The 22823-nt window shown below is 38.0% G+C and carries 19 protein-coding genes, 4 tRNA genes and 15 pseudogenes; 23 read left to right on the top strand and 15 right to left on the bottom strand.

Features of this window, described 5'->3' with window-relative positions; all coding sequences use genetic code 11:
* Positions 1 to 150: 150 nt before the first annotated feature.
* From fldA to AYJ55_RS06475, 4 genes and pseudogenes are all read right to left on the bottom strand, one after another.
* Positions 151 to 681 carry a flavodoxin FldA gene (fldA, locus tag AYJ55_RS06460; RefSeq protein WP_063654947.1) on the bottom strand — a complete coding sequence of 177 codons (531 nt, stop codon included), beginning with the start codon at positions 679 to 681 and terminating at the stop codon, positions 151 to 153.
* Positions 682 to 860: 179 nt separating this feature from the next.
* Complete coding sequence (ybfE, locus tag AYJ55_RS06465; protein WP_063654948.1) at positions 861 to 1139, bottom strand: LexA regulated protein; 279 nt, start codon at positions 1137 to 1139, stop codon at positions 861 to 863.
* A gap of 182 nt (positions 1140 to 1321) precedes the next feature.
* Positions 1322 to 1507: pseudogene (locus tag AYJ55_RS06470) on the bottom strand (hypothetical protein); the annotation flags it as partial.
* Between the two features lie 69 nt (positions 1508 to 1576).
* Positions 1577 to 1927 (bottom strand): annotated as a pseudogene (locus tag AYJ55_RS06475) (integrase core domain-containing protein); the annotation flags it as partial.
* Positions 1928 to 1964: 37 nt separating this feature from the next.
* Between AYJ55_RS06475 and AYJ55_RS06480 the strand changes: the two are divergent.
* Both AYJ55_RS06480 and AYJ55_RS06485 read left to right on the top strand, forming a co-directional pair.
* Positions 1965 to 2330, top strand: a complete 366-nt coding sequence (locus AYJ55_RS06480) for an IS630 transposase-related protein (RefSeq protein ID WP_063653415.1) — start codon at positions 1965 to 1967, stop codon at positions 2328 to 2330.
* A complete protein-coding gene (locus AYJ55_RS06485; RefSeq protein ID WP_222703444.1) occupies positions 2299 to 2787 on the top strand; it encodes an IS630 family transposase in 489 nt (162 codons plus the stop codon). The genes AYJ55_RS06480 and AYJ55_RS06485 overlap by 32 nt, the downstream gene beginning before the upstream one ends.
* Here the strand turns inward: AYJ55_RS06485 and AYJ55_RS25200 are convergent.
* Positions 2784 to 2981, bottom strand: a pseudogene (locus AYJ55_RS25200) (IS481 family transposase); the annotation flags it as partial. The gene AYJ55_RS06485 and the pseudogene AYJ55_RS25200 overlap by 4 nt on opposite strands.
* A 73-nt stretch (positions 2982 to 3054) precedes the next feature.
* On the opposite strand from AYJ55_RS25200, the pseudogene AYJ55_RS06495 reads away from it, so the two are divergent.
* Positions 3055 to 4195, top strand: a pseudogene (locus AYJ55_RS06495) (IS3 family transposase).
* Positions 4196 to 4212: 17 nt separating this feature from the next.
* Here AYJ55_RS06495 and AYJ55_RS06500 read toward each other — a convergent pair.
* Both AYJ55_RS06500 and AYJ55_RS06505 read right to left on the bottom strand, forming a co-directional pair.
* Positions 4213 to 4752, bottom strand: a pseudogene (locus AYJ55_RS06500) (helix-turn-helix domain-containing protein); the annotation flags it as partial.
* Positions 4753 to 4906: 154 nt separating this feature from the next.
* A pseudogene (locus AYJ55_RS06505) lies at positions 4907 to 5275 on the bottom strand (IS982 family transposase); the annotation flags it as partial.
* 173 nt (positions 5276 to 5448) lie between these two features.
* On the opposite strand from AYJ55_RS06505, the pseudogene AYJ55_RS06510 reads away from it, so the two are divergent.
* The 6 genes and pseudogenes from AYJ55_RS06510 to AYJ55_RS06540 form a co-directional block, all read left to right on the top strand.
* Positions 5449 to 5841, top strand: a pseudogene (locus tag AYJ55_RS06510) (ROK family protein); the annotation flags it as partial.
* 508 nt (positions 5842 to 6349) lie between these two features.
* Positions 6350 to 6426: transfer RNA gene (locus AYJ55_RS06515), tRNA-Met, on the top strand.
* Between the two features lie 6 nt (positions 6427 to 6432).
* Positions 6433 to 6517, top strand: a tRNA-Leu gene (locus tag AYJ55_RS06520).
* Between the two features lie 29 nt (positions 6518 to 6546).
* Positions 6547 to 6621, top strand: a tRNA-Gln gene (locus AYJ55_RS06525).
* Positions 6622 to 6659: 38 nt separating this feature from the next.
* A tRNA-Gln gene (locus tag AYJ55_RS06530) sits at positions 6660 to 6734 on the top strand.
* A 373-nt stretch (positions 6735 to 7107) separates the two neighbouring features.
* Positions 7108 to 7416, top strand: a complete 309-nt coding sequence (locus tag AYJ55_RS06540) for a Rha family transcriptional regulator (RefSeq protein WP_162505363.1) — start codon at positions 7108 to 7110, stop codon at positions 7414 to 7416.
* Between the two features lie 49 nt (positions 7417 to 7465).
* Here the strand turns inward: AYJ55_RS06540 and AYJ55_RS06545 are convergent.
* Positions 7466 to 8098, bottom strand: a pseudogene (locus AYJ55_RS06545) (integrase core domain-containing protein); the annotation flags it as partial.
* A 77-nt stretch (positions 8099 to 8175) separates the two neighbouring features.
* Between AYJ55_RS06545 and AYJ55_RS32740 the strand changes: the two are divergent.
* The 4 genes and pseudogenes from AYJ55_RS32740 to AYJ55_RS28260 all read left to right on the top strand — a co-directional run.
* Positions 8176 to 8855, top strand: a pseudogene (locus AYJ55_RS32740) (transposase); the annotation flags it as partial.
* Positions 8856 to 8891: 36 nt separating this feature from the next.
* The gene (locus tag AYJ55_RS06560; RefSeq protein WP_063653415.1) at positions 8892 to 9257 is read left to right on the top strand and encodes an IS630 transposase-related protein; all 366 of its coding nucleotides are present in this window, start codon (positions 8892 to 8894) and stop codon (positions 9255 to 9257) included.
* On the top strand, positions 9254 to 9715 hold the full coding sequence (locus AYJ55_RS06565) for an IS630 family transposase (protein WP_063654041.1): 462 nt from the start codon (positions 9254 to 9256) through the stop codon (positions 9713 to 9715). The genes AYJ55_RS06560 and AYJ55_RS06565 overlap by 4 nt, the downstream gene beginning before the upstream one ends.
* Positions 9716 to 9736: 21 nt before the next feature.
* Positions 9737 to 9856, top strand: a pseudogene (locus tag AYJ55_RS28260) (IS3 family transposase); the annotation flags it as partial.
* Positions 9857 to 9908: 52 nt separating this feature from the next.
* On the opposite strand, the gene AYJ55_RS06570 reads toward AYJ55_RS28260, so the two are convergent.
* Entirely contained in the window at positions 9909 to 10808 is a 900-nt protein-coding gene (locus tag AYJ55_RS06570; protein ID WP_063653812.1) for a transposase family protein, read from the bottom strand.
* 85 nt (positions 10809 to 10893) lie between these two features.
* Here AYJ55_RS06570 and AYJ55_RS06575 point away from each other — a divergent pair.
* The 3 genes and pseudogenes from AYJ55_RS06575 to AYJ55_RS06585 form a co-directional block, all read left to right on the top strand.
* Positions 10894 to 11265 (top strand): annotated as a pseudogene (locus AYJ55_RS06575) (integrase core domain-containing protein); the annotation flags it as partial.
* Positions 11266 to 11446: 181 nt separating this feature from the next.
* Entirely contained in the window at positions 11447 to 11944 is a 498-nt protein-coding gene (locus tag AYJ55_RS06580) for a helix-turn-helix domain-containing protein (RefSeq protein WP_063654964.1), read from the top strand.
* A 648-nt stretch (positions 11945 to 12592) separates the two neighbouring features.
* Positions 12593 to 13633 carry an IS481 family transposase gene (locus AYJ55_RS06585; protein ID WP_063654966.1) on the top strand — a complete coding sequence of 347 codons (1041 nt, stop codon included), beginning with the start codon at positions 12593 to 12595 and terminating at the stop codon, positions 13631 to 13633.
* Positions 13634 to 13918: 285 nt separating this feature from the next.
* Here AYJ55_RS06585 and AYJ55_RS06590 read toward each other — a convergent pair whose 3' ends face one another.
* Entirely contained in the window at positions 13919 to 14431 is a 513-nt protein-coding gene (locus tag AYJ55_RS06590) for a Spy/CpxP family protein refolding chaperone (protein ID WP_063654968.1), read from the bottom strand.
* 154 nt (positions 14432 to 14585) lie between these two features.
* On the opposite strand from AYJ55_RS06590, the gene cpxR reads away from it, so the two are divergent.
* Positions 14586 to 15281: an envelope stress response regulator transcription factor CpxR gene (gene cpxR, locus AYJ55_RS06595; RefSeq protein ID WP_063654970.1), complete on the top strand. Its 696-nt coding sequence runs from the start codon at positions 14586 to 14588 to the stop codon at positions 15279 to 15281.
* Complete coding sequence (gene cpxA, locus AYJ55_RS06600) at positions 15278 to 16693, top strand: envelope stress sensor histidine kinase CpxA (RefSeq protein WP_063654972.1); 1416 nt, start codon at positions 15278 to 15280, stop codon at positions 16691 to 16693. Before cpxR ends, cpxA begins: the two co-directional genes overlap by 4 nt.
* Before the next feature lie 267 nt (positions 16694 to 16960).
* On the opposite strand, the gene AYJ55_RS34450 is transcribed toward cpxA, so the two are convergent.
* A complete protein-coding gene (locus AYJ55_RS34450; RefSeq protein WP_281181095.1) occupies positions 16961 to 17086 on the bottom strand; it encodes a hypothetical protein in 126 nt (41 codons plus the stop codon).
* Between the two features lie 213 nt (positions 17087 to 17299).
* Positions 17300 to 17813, bottom strand: a pseudogene (locus tag AYJ55_RS32745) (IS982 family transposase); the annotation flags it as partial.
* Positions 17814 to 17887: 74 nt separating this feature from the next.
* Here AYJ55_RS32745 and AYJ55_RS32750 point away from each other — a divergent pair.
* From AYJ55_RS32750 to AYJ55_RS25210, 4 genes and pseudogenes are all read left to right on the top strand, one after another.
* Positions 17888 to 18756 (top strand): annotated as a pseudogene (locus tag AYJ55_RS32750) (IS3 family transposase); the annotation flags it as partial.
* A gap of 86 nt (positions 18757 to 18842) precedes the next feature.
* Positions 18843 to 18992, top strand: coding sequence for a hypothetical protein (locus AYJ55_RS30550; protein ID WP_187153187.1), 150 nt, complete (start codon positions 18843 to 18845; stop codon positions 18990 to 18992).
* On the top strand, positions 18993 to 19586 hold the full coding sequence (locus AYJ55_RS06620) for a transposase family protein (protein WP_063654978.1): 594 nt from the start codon (positions 18993 to 18995) through the stop codon (positions 19584 to 19586).
* Between the two features lie 65 nt (positions 19587 to 19651).
* Positions 19652 to 19900, top strand: a pseudogene (locus tag AYJ55_RS25210) (integrase core domain-containing protein); the annotation flags it as partial.
* A gap of 9 nt (positions 19901 to 19909) precedes the next feature.
* Here the strand turns inward: AYJ55_RS25210 and AYJ55_RS25215 are convergent.
* From AYJ55_RS25215 to AYJ55_RS06625, 3 genes and pseudogenes are all read right to left on the bottom strand, one after another.
* Positions 19910 to 20065 (bottom strand): annotated as a pseudogene (locus tag AYJ55_RS25215) (IS4 family transposase); the annotation flags it as partial.
* 501 nt (positions 20066 to 20566) lie between these two features.
* A complete protein-coding gene (locus AYJ55_RS30560; RefSeq protein ID WP_187153188.1) occupies positions 20567 to 20737 on the bottom strand; it encodes a hypothetical protein in 171 nt (56 codons plus the stop codon).
* Between the two features lie 356 nt (positions 20738 to 21093).
* Positions 21094 to 21885: an alpha/beta fold hydrolase gene (locus AYJ55_RS06625; RefSeq protein ID WP_063654980.1), complete on the bottom strand. Its 792-nt coding sequence runs from the start codon at positions 21883 to 21885 to the stop codon at positions 21094 to 21096.
* A 360-nt stretch (positions 21886 to 22245) separates the two neighbouring features.
* Between AYJ55_RS06625 and seqA the strand changes: the two genes are divergently transcribed.
* A complete protein-coding gene (seqA, locus tag AYJ55_RS06630; RefSeq protein WP_063654982.1) occupies positions 22246 to 22785 on the top strand; it encodes a replication initiation negative regulator SeqA in 540 nt (179 codons plus the stop codon).
* The last annotated feature ends 38 nt before the right edge of the window (positions 22786 to 22823 follow it).

The following is a 22823-nucleotide window of genomic DNA, read 5'->3' on the forward strand; positions in this document are numbered from 1 at the left end:
ACCTTGTTGCATTAGCAGTGAATTCAATAATATCAAAAAATCGTTAACAGTAGTATACTGTTTATTTCAAACTAATTTTACAATCATATATGTCATAATATCATTACACAATTTGCAGGAATTATCATATACAAAAAATATTGACATCTATCAATCGATGATAGCTTTTAAATTTAGCTCTTCGGATATTTGTTTTACCCAGCTTTCCACTCGCTCAGCGGTTAGTTCCGGTTGCCTGTCTTCATCAATGGCAAGGCCAATAAAGTTAGAGTCATCAGCGAGCCCTTTTGATGCTTCGAAGCGGTAACCTTCTGTTGGCCAATGGCCAACAATGATAGCACCGTTAGGTTCAATAATCTCTTTCACAGTACCCATGGCATCACAGAAATATTCCGCATAATCTTCTTGATCGCCACAACCAAAAATAGCTACTAGCTTATTGGTAAAATCAATTTTTTCTAATGTCGGAAAAAAGTCATCCCAATCACACTGTGCTTCACCATAATACCAGGTAGGAATACCGAATAGTAAAATATCAAATGCTTCAATATCCTCTTTACTGCTTTTAGCAATATCATGAATTTCAGCAATATCAGTGCCGCCAAGGGTTTCTTGGATCATTTTGGCAATATTTTCTGTATTGCCAGTATCACTGCCGAAGAAGATACCTATGATTGCCATAAAGTAAATAAACCTCTTAATTTGAGTTATTTTGTTATCGTTATTAACAGTAGTAATAGCAAAGATAATAACGATTGATTAATAAATAATTAAATAACCGTTATTTTGACGAAAATAACTGCATAATTCTGTCAATTTTGTGTGTTTTAGGCAAAATAAACCAGTAAAATTGCAATTCATCAGTTTTTCTTTGCTAATTGTGTCAGTAATATTTGTTCTATTAATTCACTACGGCTTATTTTTTGTTCTTGAGCTAGCATATTTAATGCCGCAACAGCACGCTCATTGATTTTTAATTCGACACGGCGTAAACCTTTGCTTTTATCACGTTTTAATTGATTACGTTTATTAATTTTTAATTGTTCATGTCGAGATAAAGGATTGGTTTTTGGACGCCCTGGTCTAGGTTCATCGGCGAATAAATCCAGGGTTGTGCGATCAGTCTGCTCTTTTGCCATAAATTTAAATGTTGATGGAAATTTGCTAGTTACTTAAAACAATCATACCTTAGCATGATAACTATCGCTACTAGCAGATAAAATATACTCAATTGATAAAGCAACCTATTAGTGAGTAACTGAAGTTAGAAATAGCCAGTAAAACGTATAAAAAGTGATCTTACTGGCGACTGGCGTTATTTTTAAGCGTTAATTTTTGTCATTGTTCCTATTTGTTGATGCCAGAGTTGAGCATAAAACCCATTTAACTTGAGTAGATTATCATGGCTATCGAATTCAGTCATTTGACCTTCACTAATCACACAAATTTTATCAGCATGACGTATGGTATTAAGGCGATGGGCAATACTAATAACAGTTAGACCGGCAGACAAATAATGTGTAGTAGCTCAGACTTGATCTGACAGTTACCGGTTATTTATACAGTACCTGTCAGGTTAAATTTGATTTAAATCTTTCTCTCTCCAAAGTTGTTTTCCATCGTGTAAAGTTGCCATAGGAGTTCGACCGCAACACATTTTTCCTTGATGAGTGCGTTGGTTATTATATTCCGCTAACCATTTATCTAAATCAGCTTGTAATTCATCTAAAGCCCTATAGATTTTCTTACGAAAAGCCACCTGATAGAACTCTTGTAATACAGTTTTATGAAAGCGTTCACAAATCCCATTGGTTTGAGGTGAACGAGCTTTAGTTTTTGTATGATCAATATCATTGATAGCAAGATAAAGTTGATAATCGTGATGTTCAACTTTACCACAATACTCACTGCCTCTGTTCGTCAGTATATAGCTAGGCGACTTAATTTTGATCACAAGGTGTGTTATGAGTTATACAATTGATTTTCGACGTAAAGTAATATCTGTAAGGAAAGCCGAAGGTTTAACAATTCGAGAAACTGCGAAACAATTCCGTATTGGAAAAGCGTCTTTAGTACGTTGGCTTAAACGACCAGAGCCAAAAAATTCAACGCCACGTAAGAGGAAGCTCGATAAAAATGCTTTAGCAAAAGATGTGGAACAGTATCCAGATGCTTACCAAAAGGAACGGGCAGAGCGATTCGGTGTTTGTAAAAAGACTATTTGGCAATCCCTTAAAAAGCTGGGATTAACCTATAAAAAAAACTCTATTCCATCCAAAAACCAACGAAAGCGACAGGCTGGCACATCAGCAAAAAAGACAACAGTATGAAAAAAAAGATAAATCTGTTGTTTTTATTGATGAAAGTGGTTTTTCACATGACACTCCACGAACTCACGGCTATTCCCCAAAAGGTCACCGTTGTTTTGGCCTGAAAAACTGGGGTGCTAAGGGAAGAACAAATGTTATTGGCGCTTTATTGGGAACAACCCTTTTTGCTATCGGATTATTTGATTGCAATATTAATCGTGATGTTTTTTATGTTTGGATCACAAAAATATTGCTCCCAGAACTTCCTGAAAATTCTGTTATTTTTATGGACAACGCTAGCTTTCACAAAGGTAAGAATATTGAACAGGCAATTATAAACGCAGGACACCAGATAGAATATTTGCCTGTGTATTCACCAGATTTAAATCCTATAGAACATAAATGGTCTCAAGCTAAACGTAAAAAGATGGAAACAGGATGCACTATCGATGACCTGTTTTTAATACATATGCCGTAATCAAAATTAAGTCGCCTAGCTATACGTAACACCGGTAACCCATGCTGGGAATAAAAAGGGAGAACCTTGTCATTTAATAAATCTGCCGCCGTTATCGCGCTTTTTGTTGTGTAAAGCTTACAATGAACGACTTTACTGTAAGTATCAATGTAAGTTTGTTGATAAACACGACCAACGCCTTTTAAATGACCGACTGTAGTGGCATACTAAATTTGGCCACCTAAGTTGAGGTGATATGCTTACCTCATAATTTTTATAGGTGCCGAAATGAGTAAAATAATTACTGCTGAATTTAAATGTGAAACCGCCAAATTAGTCCTTGACCAAAATTACACCTACCAGGAAGCCGCGAAAGGCATGAACGTCAGTCTTTCAGCGATTAGCCGGTGGGTAAGAGCCCTTCGTTTAGAACGTCAAGGGGAAAACATCGCCTGGTCTGCCATTAACACCTGAACAAATTGAGTTCAGAGAAATGAAGAAAAAAATCCACCGGCTGGAAATGGAGAATGACATCTTAAAAAAGGCTACTGCGCTCTTAATGTCCGACTCACTGAAAAATTTTCGGTAGTTGAAAAGCTAAGAGTGCTTTATCCGGTGAAAACTTTGTGTCGTATTTTTAATGTTCACCGAAGCAGTTATCGCTATTGGTGTCGGCCTAAGGAGCCAGATATTGAGCGGACGATAAAACGTAGCCTAGTTAGCGAAGCGTGGAACGTTAGTGGCGGCTCTGCTGGCGCAAGGACTATCGCCACGATGGTTACCAATACACACAACGTGAAACTTGGGCGGTGGTTAGCGGGTAAGTTGATGAAAGAATTAATCATCGTCAGTTGCCAAGAGCGAAAACATAAATACAACCGCGGTGGAAATGAACGTATTGATATTCCAAATCTGCTCAATAGGCAGTTCGCTGTTACAAAGCCTGACCAGGTTTGGTGCGGCGATGTAACCTATATTTGGACAGGCTCACGATGGGCCTATCTGGCTGTGATATTGGATTTGTTTGCCCGAAAACCGGTGGGCTGGGCAATGTCATTTGCAACCAGACTCAGAATTAACCGCCAAAGCACTACAAATGGCTTGGGAACTACGTGGGCATCCCAAACAGGTGATGTTCCATAGTGATCAGGGAAGTCATTATACCAGTCGTCAGTATAGGCAGGCATTGTGGCGTTATCAGATGACCCAAAGTATCAGTCGCAGAGGGAATTGTTGGGATAATAGTCCGATGGAACGATTCTTCCGTAGTCTGAAGACCGAATGGGTGCCAACGACTGGCTACCAAAGCTTTAGTACTGCTCAGTCAGCCATTATTCGCTACATAACCCACTACTATAGCGATATAAGACCTCACTGGTATAACGGTGGATTAACGCCAAACGAATCAGAGCGACTGTTCCGTGAATAGTCAGGTAGGGTGGCCAATTTTAGTTGACCACTACAGACATAAAAAGTATCTTGTGAACCCAGATAACCTGGATGCGCTGTTTCAATCTCACCACAGGCTTCATCATCTTGCGCTTTCTTTTCTAGAGCACTGATTTGTGATTCTGACAGGATAATTCCTTCTGTTGCGATTTTATCTTCAAGCGCTTTTAGGCGTTTTGTAAAATTTTCGAGATTATGGCGCAGCCAAATAGAGCGAACGCCACTCCCCGAAACAAAAATACCTTTTTTTCTTAGTCCATTACTACTGCGGTGTTGACCGTGTGCAGGGTATTCAATGGCATACTCAACTACAGCGCTTTCAATCTGTTCATCTATTCTATTTTTTACGTTAGGCACCCGTCGATTTTGATTAATTAAAGCGTCTATCCCACCATCGTTAACAAGTTCCTGGTAGCGATAAAACGTATCTCGGGATACCCCCATAATCTTACAGGCTTTTGAGACGTTATTAAGCTCTTCAGCGAGGTTAAGTAACCCGACTTTATGTTTGATGATAGGATTATTTGTTTGATACATAGAATTACCTTTTATTTAATTATCTAATGATGTTAATTAAAACCGGTAACGCTCTTTTTTAAATCAGAATCGTCAGATTAAGTTAAGACTAATACAGATAAACTGACAAAATATAAACATCCTAATTTTTTCTTGTTTTGAACTTTATACTTCTTTTTCGGAGCTTGCGAAACTCGTGCTTGATATTTGTTATAAGGTTAATTCCCATTGTTTTCAGTTGCTGTTTCAGTGAAGCCGATAAATACCCTTTATCCGCCGCATACAAACAACCAAAAAGATCTTTTATCAGCTCAGGTAATGGTTTCCGATCATCTGTGTTTCCCTGTGTAAGTCGAAAACTGAGTATTTCCCCCAAATGATTGATAATTATATGAAGTTTGAAACCAAAGAACCATCCTTTTGAGGTTTTTCCTCGTTCAGCTATCCCATCGAAAACTTTATGCCGGCGGATCCGTAAGTTATCACACATAGCCATCGGAGTAGAATCGGCAACCGACAGACCCGTGCACTTTCCCTTTTGGCTCGAAGTCTTTACAAAAATCATCCATCAGGCAATAAAGTTCAGTAAGATTTTCCATCATTGTTTAACAATGCTCTACTCTTTAACCAGATTGTTAGAGTATTTTAACGAAATATGCGCATTCAACTATTTGAATAGCAAGACTTTCACTTTATTTCTTATCCCGAACTCAGGTTAGAATTAGGCAACAACTTGACCAAAATTATCCGAGCCAATTAAAATCAAATAACCGCTCTATTAAAGCAATTTGCCAGGCGGCAAATAAAAACGATCCGTTAGCAATTGAAGTGATTAAACACGTAGGCCATCATCTTGGTAAAGCAATTGCCATTATTAACCTATTTAATCCGCAAAAAGTCGTCATTGCAGGGGAAATTACAGCAGCCGAAAAAGTTCTCCTATCCACCGTGCAAAACTGTATCAAAACCCAAGCGCTAAAAGATTTCCGCAGTGATTTACCGATTGTTACTTCACAACTGATACATAATTCAGCTATTGGCGCTTTCGCCTTAACTAAAACTAAACGTGCTATGTTAAATGGCGAACTTTTACAACATTTGCTTGAATAGCAATAGTGTTGTAATACATTTATCTATGCTTTTACTAGCGCGAATATAAAGAATTTATGGTGCCACTCACATTTATCTTTTATTTTAATAGACAACAGCAATTATTAATCGCTGCAAAGTAGCTGCATAGATATACAATATTACGTGCTGATTTGTTTACTTTTGCTCACTGACAAGTTGCTCAATGGCCATCAACATTTTACCGCAATATACCAATTAAGATGCTTTTGGTTGTTAATGGAAATTATCACCACCATTGAAATAAAAAGCATCGCTTCACTTCCATGAGCAAAAATATCTTAACTTAATTAGTTTTTATATTTAACATATCAAGCTATTATTATTTGGCGACAACATCGTTATTTTTTGTCGATTTTATCGTCAAAATGATTACAACCCAAACAAACAGATACTTTTCTGCAGAAATCGTAAAAAAATCAGTTGACGACTCGGGTCGATATACGCATAATTGCGCCCCGCAACGCCGATAAAGGTTATGCAAAAAGATGGCTACGTAGCTCAGCTGGTTAGAGCACAGCACTCATAATGCTGGGGTCACAGGTTCGATTCCCGTCGTAGCCACCATAATTTGCGGGAGTGGCGAAATTGGTAGACGCACCAGATTTAGGTTCTGGCGCCGCAAGGTGTGCGAGTTCAAGTCTCGCCTCCCGCACCATTTCTTATAAAAATTATTTATGTTCTCGTTGGGGTATCGCCAAGCGGTAAGGCACCAGGTTTTGATCCTGGCATTCCCAGGTTCGAATCCTGGTACCCCAGCCATATTATAGATTTTAATTATTATATCAATTATCCCCGATTGGGGTATCGCCAAGCGGTAAGGCACCGGATTCTGATTCCGGCATTCCTAGGTTCGAATCCTGGTACCCCAGCCATATAATTCAATGAGTTACAAAACTAGCCATTCACAAAAAGAATATCCAGTAAGAATATTTTTACTCACAATGACTAAAAAATCACCCACAAAATACCCATTGACGAAAAAAGAAATCATGCGCTATAGTTTATTTGCATCTGCAAAATCAGATGTCGGAATTTGCACCCCGTGTTAGCAACCGCGACATATGCACGCTGCGGGCGTGTTTTTTAATGTCGTAATCTAGCCACAATTCAATGGTGAGCTGGATGGGGCAGCTGAAAAGCTGGCCGACGGTTGCTTCGGTAGTGCAAACCCTGTTCAGTTCACCGCCAAGATGAGTTTTGCACCTCTTTGGTGGTGAGTAAATTAAGCAACCATCGGAGGTCATCATGACACTTCAACTTTCTACTATCACCCCTAAAGTTACTGTTCATAACGGTAAAGCTATTACCACGTCTCAAGACGTTGCTGATTACTTTGGCAAACTGCATAAACATGTTCTGGCAAAAATAGAATCCCTTGATTGTTCTAGAGAATTTATGACGGCCAACTTTTCGGCCGTCGTTGTAAAGATTCAAGCTGGTTTCAATAAGCGTGATTCCAAAGCTTACGAAATGACCAAAGACGGCTTCGTATTTTTAGTCATGGGATTCACCGGAAAGAAAGCAGCGCAATTTAAAGAAGCTTATATATGGTAGTTCAGACTTGATCTGACAGCTGCCGGTTATTTATACAGTAACTGTCAGGTTAAATTTGATTTAAATCTTTCTCTCTCCAAAGTTGTTTTCCATCGTGTAAAGTTGCCATAGGAGTTCGACCGCAACACATTTTTCCTTGATGAGTGCGTTGGTTATTATATTCCGCTAACCATTTATCTAAATCAGCTTGTAATTCATTTAAAGCCCTATAGATTTTCTTACGAAAAGCCACCTGATAGAACTCTTGTAATACAGTTTTATGAAAGCGTTCACAAATCCCATTAGTTTGAGGTGAACGAGCTTTAGTTTTTGTATGATCAATATCATTGATAGCGAGATAAAGTTGATAATCGTGATGTTCAACTTTACCACAATACTCACTGCCTCTGTCCGTCAGTATACGTAACACCGGTAACCCATGCTGGGAATAAAAAGGGAGAACCTTGTTATTTAATAAATCTGCCGCCGTTATCGCGCTTTTTGTTGTGTAAAGCTTACAATGAACGACTTTACTGTAAGTATCAATGTAAGTTTGTTGATAAACACGACCAACGCCTTTTAAATGACCGACATAAAAAGTATCTTGTGAACCCAGATAACCTGGATGCGCTGTTTCAATCTCACCACAGGCTTCATCATCTTGCGCTTTCTTTTCTAGAGCACTGATTTGTGATTCTGACAGGATATGTAGTGGCATACTAAATTTGGCCACCTAAGTTGAGGTGATATGCTTACCTCATAATTTTTATAGGTGCCAAAATGAGTAAAATAATTACTGCTGAATTTAAATGTGAAACCGCCAAATTAGTCCTTGACCAAAATTACACCTACCAGGAAGCCGCGAAAGGCATGAAAGTCAGTCTTTCAGCGATTAGCCGGTGGGTAAGAGCCCTTCGTTTAGAACGTCAAGGGAAAACATCGCCTGGTCTGCCATTAACACCTGAACAAATTGAGTTCAGAGAAATGAAGAAAAAAATCCACCGGCTGGAAATGGAGAATGACATCTTAAAAAAGGCTACTGCGCTCTTAATGTCCGACTCACTGAAAAATTTTCGGTAGTTGAAAAGCTAAGAGTGCTTTATCCGGTGAAAACTTTGTGTCGTATTTTTAATGTTCACCGAAGCAGTTATCGCTATTGGTGTCGGCCTAAGGAGCCAGATATTGAGCGGACGATAAAACGTAGCCTAGTCAGCGAAGCGTGGAACGTTAGTGGCGGCTCTGCTGGCGCAAGGACTATCGCCACGATGGTTACCAATACACACAACGTGAAACTTGGGCGGTGGTTAGCGGGTAAGTTGATGAAAGAATTAATCATCGTCAGTTGCCAAGAGCGAAAACATAAATACAACCGCGGTGGAAATGAACGTATTGATATTCCAAATCTGCTCAATAGGCAGTTCGCTGTTACAAAGCCTGACCAGGTTTGGTGCGGCGATGTATAGCTAGGCGACTTAATTTTGATTACAAGGTGTGTTATGAGTTATACAATTGATTTTCGACGTAAAGTAATATCTGTAAGGAAAGCCGAAGGTTTAACAATTCGAGAAACTGCGAAACAATTCCGTATTGGAAAAGCGTCTTTAGTACGTTGGCTTAAACGACCAGAGCCAAAAAATTCAACGCCACGTAAGAGGAAGCTCGATAAAAATGCTTTAGCAAAAGATGTGGAACAGTATCCAGATGCTTACCAAAAGGAACGGGCAGAGCGATTCGGTGTTTGTAAAAAGACTATTTGGCAATCCCTTAAAAAGCTGGGATTAACCTATAAAAAAAACTCTATTCCATCCAAAAACCAACGAAAGCGACAGGCTGGCACATCAGCAAAAAAGACAACAGTATGAAAAAAAAAGATAAATCTGTTGTTTTTATTGATGAAAGTGGTTTTTCACATGACACTCCACGAACTCACGGCTATTCCCCAAAAGGTCACCGTTGTTTTGGCCTGAAAAACTGGGGTGCTAAGGGAAGAACAAATGTTATTGGCGCTTTATTGGGAACAACCCTTTTTGCTATCGGATTATTTGATTGCAATATTAACCGTGATGTTTTTTATGTTTGGATCACAAAAATATTGCTCCCAGAACTTCCTGAAAATTCTGTTATTTTTATGGACAACGCTAGCTTTCACAAAGGTAAGAATATTGAACAGGCAATTATAAACGCAGGACACCAGATAGAATATTTGCCTGTGTATTCACCAGATTTAAATCCTATAGAACATAAATGGTCTCAAGCTAAACGTAAAAAGATGGAAACAGGATGCACTATCGATGACCTGTTTTTAATACATATGCTGTAATCAAAATTAAGTCGCCTAGCTATAACCTATATTTGGACAGGCTCACGATGGGCCTATCTGGCTGTGGTATTGGATTTGTTTGCCCGAAAACCGGTGGGCTGGGCAATGTCATTTGCACCAGACTCAGAATTAACCGCCAAAAAGCGTGTTGCTTAATAGTGAAATAAGGGTATTTCGGTGATTGAAGTAAATTTTAGGCTGTTCTGAGATGGAAATTCCAAAGACCGGCACTAAGGAGTAAAAAGGTATCATCAATAAAGGGTCTACGATTCCGTAAAATTTGGGTCATACAACCGAGGCGCTTGATACCCGCGATGGCGTGTTCAACCGTAATACGGATGCCCGAGATTATTTTATTTTCTTGTTTTTGTTCAGGCGATAAAGGTCTTTTTCGAGTTCCTTTTTTTGGGATTTGTGTATTAGGATGCTGTTTATCTATACCTTGAAAACCGGTATCGGCCCAGATGGTTACCTCAGGGGGAATATGGCGAATTATATCGACTTTATCGAGTAAGCGTTTATCGTGACGGCGCCCATTTTTGATCATGGGGATAAATCCAATTTTCCTCGTTTCGTCAGTCATAATAAGCCCTTTTCGAGTGGTCTGTCTTTTCTTTCCCGAATACATTTTTTTTCGCCGACGCAGATTCTTAGGCTTTTGGACAGGTCGCTCTGTCCCATCAATAAAGACGTCTTTAACTCCAGGAAAGGCGCGAAAAAATTCCTCAGCAGAGCGAATTTGACGAGCGGGCAAAACACATTCTCGCCCCAAGGTCATCTCTAAAACCGGCAATAATATTTTTACCCAGCGACATACCCGTGTTCTATCTAAACCAAAAAGAAGTCCTTGCAAATCATAGGTCGGATAACATTTTAAATACAATAAAATAAAAAGCAGTTTATCTAATGGGGTTGGGATAAATCCTTTCTGCCCTGCACCCATCTGCCGCTCGTGATCTTTTCGATTCTTTTTCCGATAAATCAAATAACAAGCTGAAAATTCAGCGGCTAAATTTTTCAATTCTTCGACTGATAATCCAATGATTGCTTTACATAAACGATTATCTCGTAACAACCGCTCTTTGTTGATCATTTCAAACCGTTATTTTCTAAGTTAAACCTCTTTTTATTGTCTATAGCGTGACAAAAAATGCAAGTCTCTATTCAGCAACTATTTTAAAGCACTACAAATAGCTTGGGAACTACGTGGGCATCCCAAACAGGTGATGTTCCATAGTGATCAGGGAAGTCATTATACCAGTCGTCAGTATAGGCAGGCATTGTGGCGTTATCAGATGACCCAAAGTATCAGTCGCAGAGGGAATTGTTGGGATAATAGTCCGATGGAACGATTCTTCCGTAGTCTGAAGACCGAATGGGTGCCAACGACTGGCTACCAAAGCTTTAGTACTGCTCAGTCAGCCATTATTCGCTACATAACCCACTACTATAGCGATATAAGACCTCACTGGTATAACGGTGGATTAACGCCAAACGAATCAGAGCGACTGTTCCGTGAACAGTCAGGTAGGGTGGCCAATTTTAGTTGACCACTACAGTCTGGCAGTCACTTCTTGACCGTATAGGCGTACATACTCTCTTAGCGAAACTTGATTCATTTTTCTCATTCTCCTTGTATGAGGAAGATTTTATATTATTACATCCGGTATTTATCTGAGTCAATACCGATTGTATTTTTACTATATGACGATCAGTAATAAAATAATAACTATGAATAAAAAGAAACCACTAACAAAAGAACAATTAGATGATGCTGAAAGATTGAAATCTCTTTATGTGCTCAAAAAAAATGAGTTACGCATCACTCAAGATGATATTGCGGATCAATTAGGAATTGGTCAGGCTGCTGTTAGCCATTATTTGAATGGAATAAATCCCTTAAACACAAAAACAGTAGTAGCGTTTGCAAAAATATTAAAAGTGAAACCAAGTGAGATAAGTCCTTCAATATCATTTGAAATAGAAGAAATTGCAAAATTGTTAATTGAAAATGATAATCAGCTTTCTGTTGCTGTAAAAAAAGATAATTCAAATAATCAATTAACTAAACGTCAACAGGAACTTATAGATATGTTCGAAAGCTTGCCTGAAAAAGAACAGAATAGATTCTTGCAAGAAATCAGAAATAGAACAAATGAAATATATCAGCTAGTTAAAGAAATAAATGAAAAACAAAAAAAGAGAAAAATGTCACCTCGATTGCAATAAGGTAACGCCTCTAATCTTTTGTAAATAAATTACAAATTCCATATCTAAAATTCTTCATTTAACTGAATCATAAAAATACCGAAAATAACATTACATACGGTATTGACTTAAATAAATACCGGCCGTATTATTTCATTCATCAAAGGCAAACACTAGACAATACTGCGAGTTATCTGAAACTTTGCCAAACGTTGCTAAGTAGCCAGCCTGAGGCGTATGAACATGACGGCAAGTGTAGTCATCAGTACCTAAGTCGCTCTTTAACATATTGGAATCACGGCTCTGAATAAGCGTTAGGGCAACCCCACCAAGTGAGTTTGGGTGTGTGAAATATGCATAACACAGTCAAATTATCGATAGAAACACCAGGGAAAACATGACTGTAAATAATCCGTAGATATATATCACACACCACTAAAACTTATTTAGGAGGAACAAAATGGCAACCATTATCTTTAAACCTAAATAAAGACAATGCTAAATCTCGTCGCCTGGCAAAGCAAATGGCATTCTGGGATAGAAAACGCGCTGAATACGAAGCTAAACCTAAATTATATTAGTCTTAACTTAATCTGAGAATTCTGATTTAAAAAAGAGCGTTACCGGTTTTAATTAACATCATTAGATAATCAAATAAAAGGTAATTCTATGTATCAAACAAATAATCCTATCATCAAACATAAAGTCGGGTTACTTAACCTCGCTGAAGAGCTTAATAACGTCTCAAAAGCCTGTAAGATTATGGGGGTATCCCGAGATACGTTTTATCGCTACCAGGAACTTGTTAACGATGGTGGGATAGACGCTTTAATTAATCAAAATCGACGGGTGCCTAACGTAAAAAATAGAGTAGATGAACAGATTGAAAGCGCTGTAGTTGAGTATGCGATTGAATACCCTGCACACGGTCAACACCGCAGTAGTAATGAACTAAGAAAAAAAAGCATTTTTGTTTCTGGGAGTGGCGTTCGCTCTATTTGGCTGCGCCATAATCTCGAAAATTTTACAAAACGCCTAAAAGCGCTTGAAGATAAAATCGCAACAGAAGGAATGATCCTGTCAGAATCACAAATCAGTGCTCTAGAAAAGAAAGCGCAAGATGATGAAGCCTGTGGTGAGATTGAAACAGCGCATCCAGGTTATCTGGGTTCACAAGATACTTTTTATGTCGGTCATTTAAAAGGCGTTGGTCGTGTTTATCAACAAACTTACATTGATACTTACAGTAAAGTCGTTCATTGTAAGCTTTACACAACAAAAAGCGCGATAACGGCGGCAGATTTATTAAATGACAAGGTTCTCCCTTTTTATTCCCAGCATGGGTTACCGGTGTTACGTATACTGACGAACAGAGGCAGTGAGTATTGTGGTAAAGTTGAACATCACGATTATCAACTTTATCTTGCTATCAATGATATTGATCATACAAAAACTAAAGCTCGTTCACCTCAAACCAATGGGATTTGTGAACGCTTTCATAAAACTGTATTACAAGAGTTCTATCAGGTGGCTTTTCGTAAGAAAATCTATAGGGCTTTAGATGAATTACAAGCTGATTTAGATAAATGGTTAGCGGAATATAATAACCAACGCACTCATCAAGGAAAAATGTGTTGCGGTCGAACTCCTATGGCAACTTTACACGATGGAAAACAACTTTGGAGAGAGAAAGATTTAAATCAAATTTAACCTGACAGGTACTGTATAAATAACCGATAACTGTCAGATCAAGTTTGAGCTACTACAATTTATAAGCGACTAAAAATGTCCACAGAATGTCCTCACTTGAGACATTTTATGGTGCTTATAGTCCCTTAACGCTATGTATTATATGTATGATTTATAATGATTTTTTATTAAAACCAAATAAAAAGCCCTCTATGAAATAGGGCAACAAAGACAGGGATGGTGTCTATGGCAAGGAAAAACTTCAATGATTACTTGCTACTTATTACTAGGCTTGTTACGAAATATTTAATATCTTGCTCGCGATAGCTGTTTTTGATGTTGTTTCTCCAGTATCATTTTTTGCTCGTGCGTTAATAATTTGTAAAATTGGTTATATATGCGAGCTATTTCAACTTGTTGTTCAACAATGTCTCGTGCCAGTTTTTCTGCTGTTACGCGAAAAGCAACATCATCAAAAATATCTGCTGTCATCAAATTATGTAAAATTTCACGTTCTTGTCGCGAAATTCTATTTTTAAAGCTTTGTTGTCGTTGTGAAGCCATCAAGTCACGCATTTGCTGGCGTTGTCTTTCGCTTAATGTAATACCTTTCATTAAGGGGATAAATATATCATAGGGATTGCATAGTCTATCTCTTGTTATGTTACGCTTAGAAATATGGCTATCATATTTTATAGCCTGTATTTTTTCGGCAGATTGTGATGTTGCTATACTAACATCTGCTGCTTCGGCTAAAGCCGCTGTTGAGCCAACAACAAATAGCGATGATGTAAAAGTTATCATTGCCCAGTGACGCATTAATAATTTACTCCCGCCCTCTTTGAATAAAAGTGTTAATATTATACTAACTATATCTGTGTGGTTGAAAACTAGCGTCAGAGCGTGTAAAAGAACGTAAAATCATGGCATCGCGGCGATTCTTGTCGTATTTTGCTCTTGGAGGATATGACTAATGCATAAAATCTTACTTGTTGATGATGACCGCGAACTGACTTCGCTGTTAAAAGAATTACTTGAAATGGAGGGCTTTAATGTGCTCATTGCCTATGATGGCGAGCAAGCATTAACGCTTCTCGATTCAACAATTGATCTATTGTTACTTGATATCATGATGCCCAAGAAAAATGGTATTGATACATTAAAAGAGATACGTAGAAAATATCAAATTCCGGTGATTATGTTAACCGCTCGTGGCAGTGATTTAGATCGTGTTCTTGGTTTGGAATTAGGTGCAGATGATTATTTACCTAAACCATTTAATGATCGTGAATTAGTTGCACGTATACGAGCCTTACTGAGACGTTCAAATTGGAGTGAGCAAAGTCAGGATAATCTTAATTCGTCAATTTGTCAGGTAGATGGTTTACAGTTAAACCCAGGACGACAAGAAGCGAGTTTTAATGGCAAGATTCTCGATCTTACTGGAACAGAATTCACTTTACTTTATTTATTAGCAAAACATCTTGGTCAGGTTGTTTCTCGTGAACATCTTAGCCAAGAGGTTTTAGGGAAACGTTTAACCCCGTTCGATCGTGCTATTGACATGCATATCTCAAATTTGCGGCGTAAATTACCTGAGCGGACAGATGGATTGCCTTGGTTTAAAACCTTACGTGGACGAGGGTATTTGATGGTTTCAGCAACATGATAAATAGTTTGACAGCCAGGATATTTGCCATTTTTTGGTTTACGCTGGCTTTAGTATTGATGTTGGTATTGATGGTTCCTAAGCTTGATTCAAGGCAAATTACGCCGCTGTTGGAAAGCGAGTATCGTCAAGGTCTTATGTTAGAACAGCACATAGAAGCTGAATTAGCTGGCGACCCAATTAATGATCTTATGTGGTGGCGCCGGCTTTCTAACGCCATTCAAAAGTGGGCTCCGCCAGATCAGCATCTTATCATGGTAACCAGTGAAGGACGGGTTATTGGCGCTATGCCCAATGAAATGCAGGTAATTCGTAATTTTATTGGGCAATCAGATAATGCAGATCAGCCGAAAAAGAAAAAATATGGTCAGGTCGAAATGTTAGGGCCATTTTCTATTCGTGATGGGGAAGATCATTATCAACTTTATTTAGTTCGTCCAGCCAGTAGTCCACAATCTGATTTTATTAGCTTGCTTTTTGATAGGCCTTTTTTGTTGTTAGTTGCAACAATGCTAATTAGTGCCCCCTTGTTATTATGGTTAGCATGGAGTTTAGCAAAACCTGCCAGAAAATTGAAAATGGCAGCAGATGATGTTGCTAATGGTAATTTACGTCAACACCCTGAATTGGAATCTGGCCCGCAGGAGTTTTTGGCGGTAGGAAACAGCTTTAATCAGATGATTAGTGCGCTAGAAGGAATGGTTAGTGCGCAACAACGGATGATTTCTGATATTTCCCATGAGTTACGCACTCCGTTAACACGTCTTCAATTAGCGACAGCATTATTACGCCGCCGACATGGACATGGGGAGAGCAAAGAATTAGAACGGATTGAAACTGAAACATTGCGCCTTGATGGTATGATTAATGATTTGTTGGTACTGTCTCATAGCCAACATAAGAATGAAATATTGAGACAAAATATTAAAGTTACCGATCTTTGGAATGATATTTTGGACAATGCCACGTTTGAAGCTGAACAGATGAATAAAACACTTAATGTAACGGCTTCTCCTGGTACTTGGACAATTTATTGTAACCCTCCTGCATTGGGTAGCGCGTTAGAAAATATTGTTCGTAATGCCTTACGTTATTCCCATAATCGTATTGAAGTTGCATTTAAAGAAGAAAATCAAGGTATTTTAATCACGGTAGATGATGATGGCCCAGGAGTATCAAAGGAAGATCGGGAAAAAATCTTTCGTCCCTTCTATCGAACTGATGAAGCGCGAGATAGGCAATCAGGCGGCACAGGTTTAGGGCTAGCTATTGTCGAAACAGCGGTTTTTCACCATAAAGGGTGGGTAAAAGCTTCTGATAGCCCATTAGGCGGACTAAGATTGCAATTATGGTTACCCGCTTCATGGACGTTAATTGCTTTAAGTAAAAAGTTTTGTCATCGCATTAATTGATGTTTTCAACGATATTGGCTTTATAACTACTTAGAATTATATTGATATGCTTAACAACTAAAAGTTATGTTTTTTATGAAAAGCAAGTTCCATATGATTGATTTTGAACATATATTTGTTTTTAAAAGAGTAGGAAACTGTTTTATTACGTTAAGGTCAGTAAGTTAAGATTGGTTAGGGTAGCGATTTTTTAGCAACAAAAGTAGAGGTGAGCTCCACATAAATAACATATTTTCTTTGTGGAGGAATTTTGAGTTTGCAACATATTTAAGATTTCTTTTTCTTTAGTACTGATAAAATTTTTATTGTTTGATAAGTCTTAAATGGAACATCGTGCAGTAAATTTTTAATAAATTGGTGTTTTGCTTGCTGAGCTTTTTTATATAACGGCATTGATCTGTCTCTATTTTGAGATTTGATTTGTTTAAAAGTTTTTATTTTAGCTCTATCTGTTTTGTATTTATAAACATTGATAATAGTAGCATAAGTATTTGGGCTAAAAAATTTTATCTCACTTTTATATAAATATCGTAATTGTTCATGTTAAAGCTTCAGGCTTAGATTAAGATGCTAAGTCTAACCTGAGTTCGGGATAAGCATTATCAATTATGCTTGAAGAGATGTTCCTGCCACAGGTATCTTTGGTTTAGATGGAATTAAACAATATGCAACCCGCCCCCTGCTAATAAATTCACTACAAAGTTAGCAGGAGAGCGGTGCCACGTATGCGCTATCTGACAAAGATTTTTTAACTCATCAAATACTGTTTCAATGACAGAACGATGACGCAAGATGACTTTGTCGAAACAAGTCTGTTCAATAGCTTCATTTTCTTCTTGATATTCGTTATAAGGTTAATTCCCATTGTTTTCAGTTACTGTTTCAGTGAAGCCGATAAATACCCTTTATCCGCATACAAACAACCAGAAAGATCTTTTATCAGCTCAGGTAACGGTTTCCGATCATCTGTGTTTCTTGGTGTAAGTCGAAAACTGAGTATTTCCCCCAAATGATTGATAATTACATGAAGTTTGAAACCAAAGAACCAACCTGTTGAGGTTTTTCCTCGTTCAGCTATCCCATCAAAGACTTTATGCCGGCGGATCCGTAAGTTATCACACTGTAGTGGCATACTAAATTTGGCCACTTAAGTTGAGGTGATATGCTTACCTCATAATTTTTATAGGTGCCGAAATGAGTAAAATAATTACTGCTGAATTTAAATGTGAAACCGCCAAATTAGTCCTTGACCAAAATTACACCTACCAGGAAGCCGCGAAAGGCATGAACGTCAGTCTTTCAGCGATTAGCCGGTGGGTAAGAGCCCTTCGTTTAGAACGTCAAGGGAAAACATCGCCTGGTCTGCCATTAACACCTGAACAAATTGAGTTCAGAGAAATGAAGAAAAAAATCCACCGGCTGGAAATGGAGAATGACATCTTAAAAAAGGCTACTGCGCTCTTAATGTCCGACTCACTGAAAAATTTTCGGTAGTTGAAAAGCTAAGAGTGCTTTATCCGGTGAAAACTTTGTGTCGTATTTTTAATGTTCACCGAAGCAGTTATCGCTATTGGTGTCGGCCTAAGGAGCCAGATATTGAGCGGACGATAAAACGTAGCCTAGTCAGCGAAGCGTGGAACGTTAGTGGCGGCTCTGCTGGCGCAAGGACTATCGCCACGATGGTTACCAATACACACAACGTGAAACTTGGGCGGTGGTTAGCGGGTAAGTTGATGAAAGAATTAATCATCGTCAGTTGCCAAGAGCGAAAACATAAATACAACCGCGGTGGAAATGAACGTATTGATATTCCAAATCTGCTCAATAGGCAGTTCGCTGTTACAAAGCCTGACCAGGTTTGGTGCGGCGATGTAACCTATATTTGGACAGGCTCACGATGGGCCTATCTGGCTGTGGTATTGGATTTGTTTGCCCGAAAACCGGTGGGCTGGGCAATGTCATTTGCACCAGACTCAGAATTAACCGCCAAAGCACTACAAATGGCTTGGGAACTACGTGGGCATCCCAAACAGGTGATGTTCCATAGTGATCAGGGAAGTCATTAAAATAGTTGCTGAATAGAGACTTGCATTTTTTGTCACGCTATAGAGAATAAAAAGAGGTTTAACTTAGAAAATAACGGTTTGAAATGATCAACAAAGAGCGGTTGTTACGAGATAATCGTTTATGTAAAGCAATCATTGGATTATCAGTCGAAGAATTGAAAAATTTAGCCGCTGAATTTTCAGCTTGTTATTTGATTTATCGGAAAAAGAATCGAAAAGATCACGAGCGGTAGATGGGTGCAGGGCAGAAAGGATTTATCCCAACCCCATTAGATAAACTGCTTTTTATTTTATTGTATTTAAAATGTTATCCGACCTATGATTTGCAAGGACTTCTTTTTGGTTTAGATAGAACACGGGTATGTCGCTGGGTAAAAATATTATTGCCGGTTTTAGAGATGACCTTGGGGCGAGAATGTGTTTTGCCCGCTCGTCAAATTCGCTCTGCTGAGGAATTTTTTCGCGCCTTTCCTGGAGTTAAAGACGTCTTTATTGATGGGACAGAGCGACCTGTCCAAAAGCCTAAGAATCTGCGTCGGCGAAAAAAAATGTATTCGGGAAAGAAAAGACAGACCACTCGAAAAGGGCTTATTATGACTGACGAAACGAGGAAAATTGGATTTATCCCCATGATCAAAAATGGGCGCCGTCACGATAAACGCTTACTCGATAAAGTCGATATAATTCGCCATATTCCCCCTGAGGTAACCATCTGGGCCGATACCGGTTTTCAAGGTATAGATAAACAGCATCCTAATACACAAATCCCAAAAAAAGAACTCGAAAAAGACCTTTATCGCCTGAACAAAAACAAGAAAATAAAATAATCTCGGGCATCCGTATTACGGTTGAACACGCCATCGCGGGTATCAAGCGCCTCGGTTGTATGACCCAAAGTATCAGTCGCAGAGGGAATTGTTGGGATAATAGTCCGATGGAACGATTCTTCCGTAGTCTGAAGACCGAATGGGTGCCAACGACTGGCTACCAAAGCTTTAGTACTGCTCAGTCAGCCATTATTCGCTACATAACCCACTACTATAGCGATATAAGACCTCACTGGTATAACGGTGGATTAACGCCAAACGAATCAGAGCGACTGTTCCGTGAACAGTCAGGTAGGGTGGTCAATTTTAGTTGACCACTACAGTGCTCTCCCCTGCAAAAAACGACCGAGGCTGGTCAGCGTCAGTGATGCTCCATTGATTAACGCCACAGTGGCATCCAGCAGGGCATTTTGTCGGTATTGATGAAAAGGTGCTGAGGCATCCCTGAAGAAATTCTGACATACTTTACGAACAGGCATAGCGGTGATCTCATGGAATTGTTGGCACAAATCAGTAGATCACATAACGCTATGCCTGTCTCGTTTTCTGAGGATTCCTCAGCACCCAAGGGGCATCATATTAGCAGCGTTGGATGGAGTTGTTAACTATTAGTTGTTGGTTGGGTGTTAGTGTAAGTGGCTTTGTGTGAGATTGCGGTTTTGTTCTTGGTATTTTGCCAAAGATAGCACACGGGGGGGGGGGGGGGGGGGGGGTGAAAAAATAATTTGTACATATCTGTGTGTATAAAAATAATTTTAAATGATTTAATGTTAATTAAATTATTTATTAATAAAGTATAATTAAATTAATATATTATTTTCAAAAATGAGAAAAACAAGATTTCAATGAATGCCTGTTTATGCTTTAAGGATTCAGGTATAAACCAACGAATATCAAAGAGGGATTGTTTTTGATTTATTTTGAGCCAATTTCCATTCCAATGTTGAAGAAAAGCTTGTTTCTGCCAAATTTCTGGTGGTTTAACCAGCAGGTTGTATTAAAACTTGCTCATCATTATAGCTCGTTGATATATATGGGATATTAGCGTTATCATAAATAATAGCGAGTAGAATCAGACGCGATAGCTCTTTTTTTTGGCAGCGTTTTTTCTTTACGGTAATTTGATATTTTTGTTGGATTTTTTTATACAATCAACATAATTGTCATGCTGAGTTATTTCTTTATTGTATTCATTTAAATTTATTTTATTATTCAATCTTATGATAATAGAAATTAATTCAAAGGTTTTTTGGTCATTTTCATCCATATTAAATAATCACAAATTAAAATATAAAGCAATTTAAATATATTTAATATTAATAAAAGGCTTTATTATTATTAGTTGGAAAGTTTATTCTATCGGCTTATTTTTTTATAAAAAGAATAAAAACAGAGTTTTATTATTTTTAAGACTAGTTATATTTTTAGGCTGAATTAAAATTATTATTTGTTGCAAATTAGTTTATGAATATGAAAAGGATCAAAGGAATAATATATTGTAGATGATTTATTGTTTATCAGCTGGAATAGCGAGAAAACGATGAATAGCTCGGATGACAGCTACTGGATTTTCAGCATGCACCCAGTGACCACATCCCATAATAATCTGTCCATGAGCTTGTGGAAATTGAGCAATAATATCTTTGCGATAAGCTTCGCTAATATAATCGGAAAGGCTACCACGAATAAAAAGGGCAGGATGCGGCCAGGCCGGAATTGTTTTCCAACTCATCAATTGGCGATATTCTTTTTTTAAGACAGGTAAATTAAATTTCCATTTACCTTTATCAAATGATTTTAATAAAAATTGAATTTCACTTTCTTCACTGATCATATTACGCATAATAATAGCCGCATCTTGCCGTGAAGTTACGTCTGCTTGTATTACTGCTTCTAAAGCAGAAAATATATTTTCATGCCGATTAATTTGATAAGTGACTGGCGCAATATCAATAACCACAATTTTTTCTATTAATTGTAGCGCTATTGCGGTCATCGCCATTGCTATTTTTCCACCCATTGAGTGTCCGATAGCGATAACACTTGTTTGCTTTAAATGCGTTAGTAGCTCTAAAACGTCTGTTGCTATTTCAGAATACAGCATCGTTTCCGCCCATGGCGAGTTGCCATGATTACGAATATCGAGTTGAATAACGGTGAAATAATCTTGTAAATTGCGTGCCAATACGCCTAAATTTTGTCGATCACCAAACAGGCCATGGATGAGTACAATCGCAGCAGAAGAGATAGGATTTTCCGGTTGATGGATACGATAATTTAGACAGTTATTTAGCAACATAGTCATATTAGCTTTTATTAATTAATAATTATTATAATGACATGGATATAGTGAGAAACCAACAATTATCAACTCGATGGGTATCAAAATTTAAGTTAATGTTGGTGAGTGAAAGGGTAAGTACCACGATAATATTTTATTATTTATATGAATAATGTGACTAATGTCCGATCTCAATAAAGATATTTTTATTCATCGTAAGGTAAAGTTATTAAGCAGTTTCTATACTCATTGAGAATCAAGACGAAAACTTTTTTATTAAAAGACTAAGCTTAAGTAATTGAAATATTCATTGTTTTGTTTTTTAAATTTATATTTTATAATTGGCAGGTAATTTTAATTAAAACAGATTGAAATAACATGAAAACGATTGAAGTTGACGAAGAACTTTACCGCTATATCGCTAGTCATACCCAGCATATAGGTGAAAATGCATCGGTTATATTACGACGTCTATTAGGGTTTGGCATTAGTCAGTCGCATATTCCACTCTCGGTCACCGTAAGTAATATAACGGCAGGAGTGAAAAAAGATAAAGCAGTTTTCCCCCATGATGCAGCAAGTGTGATGCATGATTTATTGCTTTCCAACAGTTATGCAACTAAAAGCAAAGCGATTGATCGCTTTATGCTTATTTTATCCACTCTATACAATTTAAATAAACAAGCTTTTGTGGCAGCAACCGAATCAACCCATGGAAGGACGCGTATTTATTTTGCTAACGATAAACAGACCTTATTGGCCAGCGGTAAGCAGACAAAACCTCGCCTGATACCCGATACGTCTTATTGGGTAATTACCAATACCAATACCAATCGTAAACGCAATATGATTGAACAAATTATGCAAGATATGAAGTTTCCCGTTGAATTGGTTGAGAAGGTATGCGGTACGATTTAAACTAATATTATTGGTCACTTAGTTATTATTGCTATGTG

Origin of the sequence: Candidatus Arsenophonus triatominarum, assembly GCF_001640365.1 — a bacterium.
In the GTDB taxonomy this organism is placed as follows: Bacteria; Pseudomonadota; Gammaproteobacteria; order Enterobacterales; family Enterobacteriaceae; genus Arsenophonus; species Arsenophonus triatominarum.

Excerpts from the sequence above, each read along its gene's own strand:
- fldA (WP_063654947.1), bottom strand. The coding sequence starts at position 681 with ATGGCAATCATAGGTATCTTCTTCGGCAGTGATACTGGCAATACAGAA.
- ybfE (WP_063654948.1), bottom strand. The coding sequence starts at position 1,139 with ATGGCAAAAGAGCAGACTGATCGCACAACCCTGGATTTATTCGCCGAT.
- AYJ55_RS06480 (WP_063653415.1), top strand. The coding sequence starts at position 1,965 with ATGAGTTATACAATTGATTTTCGACGTAAAGTAATATCTGTAAGGAAA.
- AYJ55_RS06540 (WP_162505363.1), top strand. The coding sequence starts at position 7,108 with ATGACACTTCAACTTTCTACTATCACCCCTAAAGTTACTGTTCATAAC.
- AYJ55_RS06560 (WP_063653415.1), top strand. The coding sequence starts at position 8,892 with ATGAGTTATACAATTGATTTTCGACGTAAAGTAATATCTGTAAGGAAA.
- AYJ55_RS06565 (WP_063654041.1), top strand. The coding sequence starts at position 9,254 with ATGAAAAAAAAAGATAAATCTGTTGTTTTTATTGATGAAAGTGGTTTT.
- AYJ55_RS06570 (WP_063653812.1), bottom strand. The coding sequence starts at position 10,808 with ATGATCAACAAAGAGCGGTTGTTACGAGATAATCGTTTATGTAAAGCA.
- AYJ55_RS06580 (WP_063654964.1), top strand. The coding sequence starts at position 11,447 with ATGAATAAAAAGAAACCACTAACAAAAGAACAATTAGATGATGCTGAA.
- AYJ55_RS06585 (WP_063654966.1), top strand. The coding sequence starts at position 12,593 with ATGTATCAAACAAATAATCCTATCATCAAACATAAAGTCGGGTTACTT.
- AYJ55_RS06590 (WP_063654968.1), bottom strand. The coding sequence starts at position 14,431 with ATGCGTCACTGGGCAATGATAACTTTTACATCATCGCTATTTGTTGTT.
- cpxR (WP_063654970.1), top strand. The coding sequence starts at position 14,586 with ATGCATAAAATCTTACTTGTTGATGATGACCGCGAACTGACTTCGCTG.
- cpxA (WP_063654972.1), top strand. The coding sequence starts at position 15,278 with ATGATAAATAGTTTGACAGCCAGGATATTTGCCATTTTTTGGTTTACG.
- AYJ55_RS34450 (WP_281181095.1), bottom strand. The coding sequence starts at position 17,086 with ATGCCGTTATATAAAAAAGCTCAGCAAGCAAAACACCAATTTATTAAA.
- AYJ55_RS30550 (WP_187153187.1), top strand. The coding sequence starts at position 18,843 with ATGATCAACAAAGAGCGGTTGTTACGAGATAATCGTTTATGTAAAGCA.
- AYJ55_RS06620 (WP_063654978.1), top strand. The coding sequence starts at position 18,993 with ATGGGTGCAGGGCAGAAAGGATTTATCCCAACCCCATTAGATAAACTG.
- AYJ55_RS06625 (WP_063654980.1), bottom strand. The coding sequence starts at position 21,885 with ATGTTGCTAAATAACTGTCTAAATTATCGTATCCATCAACCGGAAAAT.
- seqA (WP_063654982.1), top strand. The coding sequence starts at position 22,246 with ATGAAAACGATTGAAGTTGACGAAGAACTTTACCGCTATATCGCTAGT.